General features: G+C 42.7%; 8 protein-coding genes. 3 read left to right on the forward strand and 5 right to left on the reverse strand.

Going from position 1 to position 13,637, the window contains the following annotated elements; translation table 11 throughout:
• The first annotated feature begins 185 nt into the window (after positions 1-185).
• On the forward strand, positions 186-509 hold the full coding sequence (locus tag KFV02_RS10905) for an Hpt domain-containing protein (protein WP_252381587.1): 324 nt from the start codon (positions 186-188) through the stop codon (positions 507-509).
• Between the two features lie 31 nt (positions 510-540).
• On the opposite strand, the gene KFV02_RS10910 is transcribed toward KFV02_RS10905, so the two are convergent.
• The 3 genes from KFV02_RS10910 to KFV02_RS10920 all read right to left on the reverse strand — a co-directional run bounded on the left by KFV02_RS10910 (position 541) and on the right by KFV02_RS10920 (position 4,916).
• Positions 541-1,557, reverse strand: a complete 1,017-nt coding sequence (locus KFV02_RS10910) for an HD domain-containing phosphohydrolase (protein WP_252381588.1) — start codon at positions 1,555-1,557, stop codon at positions 541-543.
• Positions 1,558-1,729: 172 nt separating this feature from the next.
• Positions 1,730-4,366 (reverse strand): M16 family metallopeptidase, encoded by a 2,637-nt coding sequence (locus KFV02_RS10915; protein WP_252381589.1) that lies wholly within the window; start codon positions 4,364-4,366, stop codon positions 1,730-1,732.
• 181 nt (positions 4,367-4,547) lie between these two features.
• Positions 4,548-4,916: a PilZ domain-containing protein gene (locus tag KFV02_RS10920; RefSeq protein ID WP_252381590.1), complete on the reverse strand. Its 369-nt coding sequence runs from the start codon at positions 4,914-4,916 to the stop codon at positions 4,548-4,550.
• 197 nt (positions 4,917-5,113) lie between these two features.
• Here KFV02_RS10920 and KFV02_RS10925 point away from each other — a divergent pair, with 197 nt between their 5' ends.
• On the forward strand, positions 5,114-6,175 hold the full coding sequence (locus KFV02_RS10925; RefSeq protein ID WP_252381591.1) for a hypothetical protein: 1,062 nt from the start codon (positions 5,114-5,116) through the stop codon (positions 6,173-6,175).
• 1 nt (position 6,176) lies between these two features.
• A complete protein-coding gene (locus KFV02_RS10930; RefSeq protein ID WP_252381592.1) occupies positions 6,177-8,846 on the forward strand; it encodes a cytochrome ubiquinol oxidase subunit I in 2,670 nt (889 codons plus the stop codon).
• A 299-nt stretch (positions 8,847-9,145) separates the two neighbouring features.
• Here the strand turns inward: KFV02_RS10930 and KFV02_RS10935 are convergent, their stop codons facing one another.
• The gene (locus tag KFV02_RS10935; protein ID WP_252381593.1) at positions 9,146-11,581 is read right to left on the reverse strand and encodes a sensor domain-containing protein; all 2,436 of its coding nucleotides are present in this window, start codon (positions 11,579-11,581) and stop codon (positions 9,146-9,148) included.
• Between the two features lie 503 nt (positions 11,582-12,084).
• Positions 12,085-13,149 (reverse strand): nicotinate-nucleotide--dimethylbenzimidazole phosphoribosyltransferase, encoded by a 1,065-nt coding sequence (gene cobT, locus KFV02_RS10940; protein WP_252381594.1) that lies wholly within the window; start codon positions 13,147-13,149, stop codon positions 12,085-12,087.
• Between the last annotated feature and the right edge of the window lie 488 nt (positions 13,150-13,637).

The raw sequence follows: 13,637 nt of genomic DNA on the forward strand, positions 1-13,637 counted from the left end.
GACCAAAAGCTGAGTTACGGTGTCTTGATGCACCAGAAAGTTGAACGGTCTGTCACGCCTAAATTCTTATTTCTTTATCTCTTAAATTTGAAAACAGGTGATGTAAACATACGAGAAAGTTGAGCATTTTGATTTATAATACGCCATAGCTAATTCAAAAAAAAATCAAAAAATAAAATGTTATCATGAGCACATTAAAAGAACAGATTACCAGTTATCTCGTGAACGAATTTGACCTGGATTTAAGTGACGCAGAAGGACTTTTTGCCATTGCTCAAGACTCTGTACAAAAAAATTTAAAAGAGTTGGAATTGTTTTTGGCCAGTGGGGATAGTGCCGGTCTATCTAAAGCTGCCCACACTCTTAAGGGAGCACTCCTTAATGTCGGACAAAAAGAACAGGCCGATTTAGCCAAAATCATTGAACTCCAAGCAAAGCAAGGCAATTTGGATGGGTTGGAGGATGTTTTTATACAATTAAAAGAAAAGTTAGCAGGCTTTTTCAAATAAAAGCTCGAAAGTAATTGTTCGAAATTTTTTATCAATTTGGAAATCTTTTCCTAATCTCCCAAAATTCTTTTTCCTGACGCAAAAAAGCCTCCACCAATGCAGGGTCCAGGCAATTGCCCTTTTCTTGCTCAATAATTTCTCTGCACTTTTCTCGAGCAAAAGCAGGTTTATAGCAACGCTCAGTGCTTAAGGCGTCAAACATATCTGCTAGGGCAACGATCCTTGCCTCCAAGGGAATCTCTTCTCCTTTTAAACCATATGGATATCCTGTACCGTCAAAGCGCTCATGGTGGTAGAGTACGATATGTTTGGCCATCTTCAGGCGGACAGATCCGCTTTTTTTATAAAGCTGTTCTAGAAGGTTCCCACCTATCACCGTGTGTTGCTTCATAACTTCAAATTCTTCGCTGGTGAGCCTGCCCGGTTTATGCAAAATATTATCAGGAATGGCCACCTTGCCTATATCGTGCAGGGAAGAAAGAGAAAAAAGCATCTCGATAACCGCAGAAGTAAGCCTAGAAAATCCGTGTCCGGCCAATTCTTGTGCCAGAGCTAATGTGTAGTGCTGGACCCGCTCCAAATGTTGTCCGGTCTCGTTACTACGATACTCAGCCAGCTTGGCCAAGGCAAAAATAAGCATGTCCTGGCTTTCAAGATTCATGAGCCGCTGCGCGCCCAAGAGACGAATCCTCAACTCTTCCGGATGAAAAGGTTTGGTCAAGTAGTCATCCGCACCTGATGATAGAGCCCGAACAATGCTTTTCTTATCATCTACTCCGCTTAAAACTATGAGGTATGTGTAGCTGAGTTCAGTTTCCCGAATGGACTTGATCAGTGAAAAGCCATCCAAATTAGGCATGGTGAGGTCAGTAATAACAATTTTTGGTGCATGGGCTTTAAACAACTCCATCCCTTCTTCACCATTTTGGCCGCTCAATACGCTATAATTCCAAGAATTAAGTTTACTTACAAGTAAGGCACGATCAACTGGAGAATCCTCTACAACTAGTATTTTTTCCTTTCCTTCCGGAAAAAAAGCTTTTTGCATGCTCCCTCCAACAAATCAGTACGGGGCTATTCTTAATCTTTTTTGGAGAAACATCAGGTGGGAAGTTCTCTACTTTTCTCACAGGTCAAAACCGTGGGGCTAGTAGATATTTGCTAAAACAGGTCAAAGCTAAAAGTTTTCTCAACTTCTCAACATAATTCTTTTTGTCCTTTTAATTTTCTTCTTGCGGCAGTACTCGCAAAAGATAGGCATTGTCTAATCTCAGATATTTACGAGCTAGCTTCTTAAGATCTTCTGGCTCTATTTTTTGGATTGCTTTTATCAATCTCTTGTTAAAGTCCACATCCAAACCTTTAACCAACAAAGAAGCAGCCTCTCGGCTACGAGAGCCCAAGCTTTGATGATTGCGGATATATTCACCTACATAAACATTTTTGGCCCTGTTAACTTCTTCTTCGGATAAGACTTTTTGTTGTAACATTTTTACAATATCCTGAAAGCCCTGTTCGGCCTGGTCTATCTTTTCTGGATACGTCCCAATATAAAATGCCAAAAACCCGGTCTGCGGGGTCTGCCACAAAATTGCGGTGACTGTATAACACAGGCCTTGTTTGTCTCTTAACTCCCTAAACAAAAGACCTCCCTGTCCGGCCAGGACCCTCTTGAGCACGTTCAATCCCGGGCTATCCGGATCCTCTAAACCTGGAACTGGAAAGATCTGCAGAATATGTGTCTGATTTCTATCCCTTAAAAAAAGATTCTTTTTTCTTTTTTGAGACCAACTAAACTCAGATCCTTTTTCCACCTCCAAGACGGGGCTTTGTTTTAGGCGCACGACAAAGTCATTTAAAGCCTTTTGATCGATCTGACCACATATGGCCAAAACAAAAGGAGCTTTCTTTTGCTTTTCCCAAAATCTGGCTACATCAGCCTTTGTAATTTTCTGTACATCTTCAATTCTACCCAAATGGAAATAGCTATAAGCCCCCTTGGAAAATAAAAAGGGAAACACGTGTCTAAAAGCATATCCCAAGGGCTGATCTTCCTGCGCCTTAATTTCAGCTATTTGATCATCAATAGCCCGTCTCACTTCTTCAGTTTCAAACGCAGGTTCTAAAATGACATCTCCGAGTAACCTGTACAGGTCCTGGCTGAAGCGCAGAGGAAATTTGGCAGTTAAGACAAATTGCTCCCTCCCTGCGCTTGCGCTTAAATAAGCAGCCCTATCCGAGAGGAAGTCCTGGATCATCGGCGCAGTCATATTTTTAGTACCCCTCGTCAGACATTTGGCTGTAAGCTCAGCCAGGCCCTGCTCTTTGCTTCCTAACAAACTGTCGCCGCCAGGCCAGGCCATACTAACAGCGGTATAAGGCAGGGTCGGGTCATTTATTAAAACCAGGGTCCGGCCTTGGCCTAAATCCAAGATTTCCCTTTCTCTAGTTTCAATACCAACAATTTCCTGTTTCACTTCATTTTTGCCGGGCCACTTTTTTAAATACGCGGCAAAAGTCTCCCCATCCAGTTTAACCGAATCAGGCAGAAGCAAGGATGCATAAAAACTTTCCGGCCTGAAATATTTATCCAACACCTCTCTCAGTTCTTTTTTGTCTACATGACGCAACTGGTATAAATACTTTTCTTCGGCCTGGACACTGCCTTCAAAAAATTGAAAATAACCCAGTTTTGAAGCAAGTCCGGACAGTGTTTCTTTAGATTGAAAAAGCTCATCTTCCAAATTCAGCTTGGCCCGGTCGATTAACTCCTGAGGCAAATCCTTTAGTTTTAAAGTAGAAATTTCCTGGATAAATTCTTCCCAAAACTGCTCTACTTTATCCGGATCGAGCATAACGTTAAAATAAAGCATGCCTGCCCGTTCCAGCATTAAGGCTGAACAGGAAATGTCATCCACAAGCTGAAGTTCGTACTTAAACTTTCTGTATAACTTAGAACTCATGTCCCCGCCCAGGACATAAGCCAGAACTTCCAAGGCTGGTCCATCCGCTGAAGAAAGACCCGGAATAGGCAGGGCCATGTTCACATACACTTTTTTCCACGGACCATGCTCAACCTGTATATGCTCAGAAAAATTTAACGTCTCTTGAACAGGCTTCACCCGAAACTCCTGGCTCAATTCAAGAGTTTCTTGGTTATTTAAGCCCCCAAATACCTTCTCGGCCTGAGCAATCACTTCATTTTTGTGCACATTGCCACAAACTACCAGAAGCATGGATCTCGGCTGGTAAAACTTGCGAATATAACTCTTCAAATCCTGCCCGGATAAATTCTTTACTGTCTGGGGGTAACCTATAATGGGTCGAGCATAAGGCAGACCTGCCCACACCTTAGCCTGGATGAGTTTAAACAGTTTCTGGCCAGGATTATCCTCTCCCCTTTGCAGTTCAGCCAAAACCACATTTTTTTCCTGATCTAGCTCTTTAGGATCAAAAGTAGAACCAAAAACCATGTCCTGGACAATATCCAGTCCCAACTTCCAATATTTATCCGGCAGGTCGACCGTGTACACGGTATAATCAAAACTTGTGGCCGCATTGATGTACCCGCCCACACTTTCCACTTCCCTGGCCACCTGACCAGGCCCTCTCTTTTTGGTTCCTTTGAATACCATATGTTCTAAAAAGTGACTGATGCCAGCCTGCTCCTCTGTCTCATAAGCTGACCCGGCACGGACATATAAACGAATGGCTACCAGAGGAAAACGCTGGTCCTCTTCTACCAAAACGGTAAGGCCATTTGGCAAAACCACTACCTGCTCTGCTGCTGCGGCAAAAGGTGACTGTGCATTTAAAAGCATAAATAATAACCCCATAAAAATTATTTTTTTAATCACAGCTAAATCCCTCGCAAAATCAAATTTGAAGCGACCAAAGTGTTCTAAATGAACTAAAAATTTATACAGCATGTTAGCGTATAAATTTTGTTTTACTGATTAAGTGAACTTGTTCTATCTTTATTTTGTCCTTTTATAAACTAATTTTTTTAACTCTATTCACTCCAAATCCCAAAAAATACTATTCCTCCAAGTCCTTCAAATCAAAGGCAGGCGTAAGCATTTCCTCATCTACTTTATCTGCATCCTCAGAATAAAAACGCACCAGGTTATGTAAGTAATTAAAGGATGTTTCATCCATTTTGATAAAATCAACAGCCAACTCTTTTTTATCAGATCTGACAATTTTGCCCTCTATCTCTATGACCGAGTCTAAACCCAAAAAAATTTTCAGTCGACACTTTTCATTGCGAACAAGGGCCGGCTCTGCTGTTGCTAACAAGCCTTTAAGACTAATATTCTTGGTTTTAAGCTCAAATTTTTGGCCCCCTTGAAAAATAAACACCGGCAGTTCTACTTTAACCCTTAATCTTCTTCTTTTCTCAGACATAACAAGTTTCTCCAGTTTTTTTCCAGCATTGACAACAAATCGAGATTTTCCTTATAAACTAATAAAATTTCCTTTTGCAAGCACATAAACCCATAAACAACAAGGCTTCCCTTTGATTACTTTCCATAACTATTTACATTTCAAATAAAAAAACTTCCATCCAAAAAAACATTTTAACCCAGCCAAAGGAGGAATTCATGGACATTAGCGGACTTATCCCCATTCCTGACCCCATCCAGGTTCCCTGGGGGTGGTTCTATTTTTTCCTTACCTTAACTTTCATCATCCATCTGGTTTTCATGAACATTATGCTCGGTTCCGGAATCATCGCTTTAGTGAACAGCATAAAAGATGCCCAGAAAACCCCTCCCCTTGCCAAAGACATCTCCCTGAAGCTCCCTTATGCCATTGCCCTGACCATCAACTTTGGTGTAGCTCCCTTTCTCTTTCTCCAGGTTCTTTACGGACATTTCATCTATGTAAGTTCAGTACTTATGGCTATTTACTGGCTAAGTGTTGTTGGGCTGCTTATCCTTCTTTATTACAGCGCTTATATCTATGACTTCAAGTTTGATGTACTTAAAGGAGCAAAAATATTTTTTATTGCTATTACCGTCATTCTGGCCTTGATTATCGCTTTTTTATTTACCAATAACATGACTTTGATGCTTGTACCAGCCAGATGGGCAACCTATTTCCATAACCCTTCGGGGACCATCTTAAATCTTACCGAACCCACTCTCTGGCCCCGCTATCTTCACTTTGTCACAGCTTCCATTGCCATAGGGGGACTATTTGTAGCCTTTATCTGGAGCCGAAAAAAAGACCACCTTCAAGCAAAACAGAATATGAATCAAGGGCTGCAGTGGTTTACTTATGCTACCATAGCCCAAATTTTAATCGGGTTCTGGTTTTTACTTAGCCTTCCGCAACACATCATGCTTAAATTTATGGGCGGTTCCACCCTTTATACCGGAATTTTCTTCCTTGCACTTGGCTCAGCTATTCTCACCCTGACCTTCGGCTTTAAAAGAAAAATCCTGCCCGCAATAGTCAGCACCCTGCTAACTATCACTCTTATGGTCCTTATACGCAGTTTTGTACGCACCTCTTATTTAAAACCATATTTCAGCATGGACGCTCTCGAGGTAACTTTACAATACTCTCCGTTAATAGTTTTCTTGATTGCCCTGAGTCTTGGCCTAGGAATAATTGTGTACATGCTAAAAATAGCCAGTCAGGCCAAAAAGGAGGTCTAAGATGAACTATCCTGTGTGGGAGCTGACTACTTTAGGCGGCGGTTTTTTGATTGCATTGATATCCGTTATCCATGTCTATATTGCCCACTTTGCAGTTGGAGGCGGACTTTTCCTGGTTTTAACCGAAAGAAAAGCCTATGCAGAAAACTCTTCCGCCATGCTGGAATACACCAAAAAACACGCCAAATTTTTTCTCCTTTTGACTATGGTTGCGGGTGGAGTCACCGGTGTGGGCATTTGGTTCATCATCTCTCTTTTAAGTCCAGCAGGCACCTCCATTCTCATCCACAATTTTGTCTTCGCCTGGGCTACTGAATGGGTCTTTTTTCTGGCCGAAATCGTAGCCCTGTTCATCTATTACTACACCTTTAACCGTCTGGACAAAGAAAAGCACCTGCTTATTGGCTGGCTCTACTTTGCTTTTGCCTGGCTCTCTCTTTTTGTCATCAACGGAGTCATTGATTTCATGCTCGCTCCGGGCAACTGGCTAAACACACATAATTTCTGGGACGGATTTTTCAACCCACTGTTCTGGCCATCTCTATTTTTCCGAACCTTTATCGCATTTATCCTGGCTTCCTTATTCGGGCTGGTCACGGCTACTTTTCTAAAAGACAGCACTGCCCGACAAAAAATGGTTCGCTATTGTGTCAAATGGCTGCCAATACCATTTTTACTCATGCTTGTCTGCGCATACTGGTATTTTAACTCCATTCCAGATGCTCCCCGAGAGATTGTTCTCAACGTCTCTCCGGAACTCGCCCGCTATTTAGACTGGTTTCTCTATCTCACCCCTGTTGTTTTCCTTGTAGCTCTCTTTTTGGCCATCAAATTGCCTGGATCCGTACAGAGAGTTGTCTCTTTGGCCCTTTTACTCATTGGCTTAATGTACATGGGATCTTTTGAATTCATCCGGGAAGGCGCGCGGCGGCCATTTGTCATCTATGACGTCCTTTACTCCAACTCCATTCTGAAAGCTAACGCCGAGGAAATAAATAAAAAAGGCCTCCTCAAAACAGCCAAATGGATAAAATACAAGCAAATTACCCCGGAAAATGAATTGGAAGTCGGACAGAAGATATTTCAGCTCTTATGCGCCTCCTGTCATTCCATCGGAGGGCCATTAAACGATATACTGCCCCTGACCAAAAAATTTAACTCTGTCTTTGGCCTGGACTCGCAACTAAATGGCCTGGGTAAAATAAATAATTATATGCCCCTATTTTTTGGTACACATCAAGAGCGCTGGGCCCTGGCCAGATATATCGTCGAGGAGTTACATGGCGGTGAAGACAAACAACTTGCTCAAAAACCAAAAGAATTACCTTATGAGATCCCTCCTTATGATCAGGAAAAAGATGAATATGTACTCCTGGCCTGGAACAACTTAGGCATGCACTGTATTTCTGATAGTGACCCTTATTGGATACTTCTACCGCCAGCCAATGACCTCTATGCCCAGCTCATCCGCAGAGGAGAGCTGCCAGAGATAGTCACTGAGGGAGTTGAGTTGCGCTATCAAGTACAAGCAGGTTTTGAAAACCCATCCAAACATGTTCGCTTTTGGGAGTTCTCCAAGTCCCTTGTAGGCAAAGAACTACCCCTTAATATTGGAGTCTCAGGAAACGGGTTGAGCGGAAGCATGAAGCTGGAAGAAGATTTAGGGGCCTTTGTGGCTGACCTGGTACCAGTTGTTCCTTATCCTGACGATGGTTCATTTAATCCCTATCCACTGTTTACCATAGAGGCAGTAGATAAAAAAACAGGAAAAGTCCTGGCCACAACACGCATCGTCGCTCCAACCTCCACGGAAATGGGCTGTAAAAATTGCCATGGCGGCAAGTGGCGGGTAGCCGGGGTAGCTGGCTTTACTGCAGAAACCGCACTTGATATCTTAAAAGTGCATGACCGAATCAATAAAACCAACCTGTTCGAAAAGGCCAAAAAGGGCCAACCAATGCTCTGTCAAAGCTGTCACCCCGATCCAGTCCTGGGCACCAAGGGCAAGCCGGGCATTCCCAACTTCCCGGCAGCCATTCACGGTTGGCACGCTAATTATTTAACAGACCGGGGACCAGAAGCATGTTTTAACTGCCATCCTTCATCCCCTACCGGCCCCACCGAATGCTTACGCGGAGTGCATAAGCAGGTAGGCTTAGATTGCACCAGTTGTCACGGCTACCTGGAAGACCACGCCTTGAGTCTGCTTTTGCACGAGCAAAAACAGGGTAAAAAAGTGGATAAGCTAATGCGTTACTTAAAACCACGCAATGTAGCTACTGTGGAAGAAATTAATCCCAGGATTCCCTGGCTCAATGAACCGGATTGTCTGAGTTGTCATCAAGACTTTCAAAAACCAGCCAGCAAAAATGTTTCCGGATTTAATACCTGGACCAAGGATGCAAATGAATTATATCGCCTACGTACCGACCAGGCTGGTCTCATGTGTGAATCATGTCACGGGGCTACCCACGCCAACTATCCGGCCCGAAACCTCTTTGGCCGAAACCGGGATAATATCCCGCCTCTCCAGTACCAGGGCACCAATCTACCCATCGGGGCTAACAAGAATTGCAAACTCTGCCATACCATTGATATGGAAGACGAGGGCCACCATGAAAATATGCTTAGAAACTTTAGAAATATGCAGTTAATAAGTACCGGCAAGTAAGTTTGTCTCTTACCTGTACTCTAGTCCAGGTAAGCACAGCCTTTCACCTGCAATCCCGCCTTGTTGGGATTGCAGGTGATTCTTTTTACGTTAAGCGACTCACACTCAGTGACACAATGGGTGAGATTGCCACGGGCAGCTCCGCTGCCCTAGCAATGACAATCTCGCCCCTGTCATTGCGAGGAGCGAGCTTTAGCGAAGCGACGAAGCAATCTCAAACTTTAAACTGCAAAAAACACACATTTTAGTGTGTAAAATTAATTTTCTGTAGACATCAAGAACCAAAAGAACATTAAAAATCACATTGAGAGAAATTTTGCTTCAAACTGCTCTGCAGGGATAGGAGGGCTGAAGAGATAGCCCTGAACCTGGTCACATCCGAACTCTTCAAGCATACGTAATTGTTCCTCTGTTTCCACCCCTTCGGCTATGACCTTAAGTCCCAAGCTATGGCCTAAAAAAATGATGGTTTTTACAATGACCTGAGCATCTTCGCTGCTAGTAAACTCTTCGATGAAACTGCGATCTATCTTTAACAAGTCAAGAGGAAAGCGCTTTAAATAAGCCAGGGACGAGTATCCAGTGCCAAAATCGTCGACAGCAATCTTAAACCCAATCGCTTTCAGCTGATTCAAAATTTGGACACTTTTTTTCACGTCACGCATAATCATTGATTCAGTAAGTTCTAACTCCAAAAATTTAGGCGAAATACCTTCTCGTTTCACTGCTTCGTGCACTTCTCTGGTAATATCGCCAAACCAAAATTGTTGCGCAGACAAATTCACAGCCACATGAAAATCATTTTGTCCCCTAGCCTGCCACCTTTTTAGTGTAGAACAGACATCATTAATAACCCACTGGCCAATTTCATAAATGAGACCAGTCTCTTCAGCCACCGGAATAAACTCATCAGGAGGAACCAATCCTTGTATGGGATGTTGCCAACGAATCAAGGCCTCTGCACCAACAATTTTTCTGGTTTTCATCTGAACCTTGGGTTGATAAAAAAGAAGAAACTGTTTTTTCTTCAATGCGTGCTGCAGTTCATTTTGTATGGAAAGCCTTCTTTGTACCTTTTTGTGTAGCTTGGCAGAAAAAAAGTTATAGTTGTTTTTCCCCTCGGACTTGGCCTGGTACATGGCGGAATCAGCGTTTTGCATCAAAGTCACTTCATCTCGGCCATCATCAGGGTATATAGTAATCCCGATGCTGACAGTTATAAACAATTCATACCCACGGATACGAAAAGGCTCAGAAATAGTTTCTTTAATCTTTTGAGCGATAGAGGCTAAAATGGATGGCTCTTCTATGTCAGTTATAATCAAGCCAAACTCGTCACCGCCAAGCCTAGCGATTGTATCTGTCTCTCTGATTATTTTTTTTAGGCGTTGCCCGACAACTTTTAACATCTGGTCGCCAATAATATGTCCCAGGGAATCATTGATCAGCTTAAATCCGTCCAGATCCAAATAAATGAGCCCGAATCTAGACTGATTCCTCCTTGCACGAAGAATAGTTTGACGTAAACGATCGTTAAAAAGAAGCCGATTGGGCAGCCCTGTCAAAAAATCATAATGGGCCAAAAGCTCCAACTTTTCTTCGGTTTGCTTAATGGCAGTAAGGTCAGAAAAAATAGCCACAAAGTGGGTCAAGTTGCCCTGATCATCCTTAACTGCCGAAATGGATAGCCATTTGGGGTAGATTTCCCCATCCTTTCTGCGATCCCATACCTCTCCCTGCCAAAAGCCCTTGGTCAAAATATCCTGCCACATTTGCTTATAAAACTCTTCATCGTGACGATCCGACTTCATAATTCTCGGATTCTTTCCAATTACCTCATCTCTTGAATATCCAGTTATTTGGCAAAAGGCTTCATTGACATGAAGAATTGTGCCCTCGGCATCAGTAATGACAATCCCCTCACTTTTACTCTCAAAAACCTTGGCTGCTAAACGAAGTTGGTCTTCACTTTTTTTACGCTCTGAAATATCCCGCACTGTAGCCAGGATACAGTTCTGATCTGATATATTTATCTTACGCAAAAAGATCTCAACCGGGAAAACAACCTCGTCACCAGGCCTTTTGGCCTGCCATTCAAAAAACATTTTTTTGCCCTTTATGACTTCCTGCCACATCCTTTTCAACTTTTCTTCACTGGTTCCAGGCGCTGAGTAGTCTTTAGCTATGTTCAACTTCAAGGCCTCTTTCCTATCTACTCCAAACATTTCAAGCATCCGGGCATTAACGTCCAGGATTTTTCCCTCGGCATCATGAATAAAAATGGCGTCATAAACACTATCCAAAATTACTCTCAGTTTTTTTTCAGACTTCTCCAATGCCAAATGGGCCTTTTTTAGCTCGGTTATATCCTGGGCTATACTCAAAATAAAAGTTCCATCTTTTATCCTTAAAGGCTTTTTAATAGTCTGAAAATACCGTAGGTTGCCTTCACTATCCTTTATACTAATTTCTTCCACTATCTCTTTGTTCTCTCTCAAAACCAGGGTATCGTTTTTTTGGACCAAAGCCCTTATTTGGGACTCCTCAATCAAGTCATAATTATTTTGGCCAATTAACTCCTCTGGTTGTCGGCCAAAAACGCGAGCATAAGCCCTGTTGACCAGTAACAGATAACCTTCTTTGTCTTTGACAAAAATGGGCAAGGGGCTGATATCCAAGATGCTCTTCAGAAAAACACTGACTCCGAAAAAATTAGCGTCAAAATCTTTACCCATTTTCACTCCACGATACCCATAGAAAAAATAAAATCTTGCAATTTTAATAAAATATTATCAGGGCTAAGCAATTAAAGTAGTCAATCATTGGCTAGAACTATAACACTATCTGAAAATCTGGCATGGTTCGAACTTTAACTCTAAAGAGCCTGTGGCCAAACTCCATTTTAGCCGCTGATTGAAAGTCTTGGTTTCTGAAATGCATTACAAACGGCTTGGGTAACCCATCTTAGGGAAGCTTGCGGAAAAACAGAGCATCGGGATGAATGGGCTGAATATTTTGCGATACTGACCATAACTATCGATAATAAAAAAATATTTGTTTACCCAAAGTATCCCATTATGCTCTGTCCGCAAGCAAGTTTAGTTGGGTCCAAGTCTTTGTACCTGCATGAAAGAAACCAAGACTAGAATAAACCTTGGAAATTAAGTTGATAAAAAGGTTCGGCCACAGACTCTAAAAAGAGCTTTACGTGGGGCACACTGTCTTGCTTAACTACAGACTAGACCTCTCTGGACACGCCAGCATCTTCAAACGTAGCCATCTCGTTAAAAATATTAGCTGCACATCTTAAAATAAAAATGGCCATAGCTGCAGCTGTGCCTTCTCCCAGGCGCATATTCAAATCCAAAATAGGTTCTGCCTGTAAAGACTGCAAAATTTTTTGGTGGCCTTTTTCTGCTGAAACATGAGAAAAAAAGGCATAATCAATAACATGGCTATTCATTTTCCACGCAGCTACAAATGCTGCTGTAGAGATAAATCCGTCCACTACTACTGGCATCTTGTTTTTTGCTGCCCCCAAAATCAGACCTGCCAGGCAGGCTATTTCCAAGCCACCAAGAGCAGCCAAAATGCTTACGGGGTTTCCCGATGCAACAGCCTGTTCGTTGGCCTTGAGCCCTCTGGCAATAACTTTGGCCTTGTGTCTAATCCCTTCTCCATCCAGCCCGGTTCCTGCCCCGGTAATCTCATAAGGATCAAGCCCAAGATAGGCACAATAAAGGGCAGTAGATGGTGTGGTGTTGCCAATGCCCATCTCGCCGGTACCAAGACACCTTATGCCTTCGGCTTTAGCCTGATCACTAAGTGCTATGCCCAGTTCAATGGCCTGGACGCACTCCTCTATGCTCATGGCTGGCCCAGCACTCAAATCCCTTGTTCCCTGGGCAATTTTTTTCTGGATGAAATTGTCATGTTCAGGGTAACCGGGTCCTGCCGACCCCACATCAACCACTTTCAGATCCACCCCACAAGTCCTGGCCAAAACATTAATAGCCGCTCCGCCATTTAAAAAATTGATAACCATCTGCCGGGTTACTTCCTGAGGAAAAAGACTGACCCCGGCTCTGACCACGCCGTGATCGCCAGCACAAGTATAAATGCGGGGCGGATCTACCCTGGGATTCTTCCCCTCAGCAATAACAAACAATCTGGCAGCAAGCTCTTCCAACCGCCCCAAACTTCCTTTAGGTTTGGTCAAGTTATCTAGATGCTTCCAGGCCAAAGAAAATAAATCCTTGTTTGTGGGCTTTATTGCCTGCATGGTCTGGTCCAGTATTTTCATGCTTCCTCCCTGTTAATTACATGTAAGGCTCTGGACTAAAGACGCAAGGCTAAAAACTATACCCTCCGTCCTACTCAGCCATATGAACTCCTTTTATAAAAACAAACTAAATACAAATAGAACTTAAAACCTCAACTTTCTGACACGATTAACTCCCTCAAATTACTACATAATTGAAGAGAGCATTTTCTGAAATGCATTACAAACGGGTTGGGTAACACATCTTGGCGAAGATTGCGGAAGTGCTGTGCATAGGGAGGTTATTCCATCGAACTTTCGAAACCAATCATAACAACAAAAAAGCATGAAGTAACATTCTATTGACCAACCCCATTATGCACAGCCCGCAAGCAAGCCTTAGATGTGTCCAAGTCTTTGTTAGCATTGAAGAAAATGCGCTCGCAAATTAACTCAGCAACTGTGTTTTTTGTCAATAGTTAATGGTTAAAATTTATTGGTTAGTTTATTTTGTTTTCAAGAACAATTTT

This window comes from Desulfovulcanus ferrireducens (assembly GCF_018704065.1).
Taxonomy (GTDB): domain Bacteria; phylum Desulfobacterota; class Desulfovibrionia; order Desulfovibrionales; family Desulfonatronovibrionaceae; genus Desulfovulcanus; species Desulfovulcanus ferrireducens.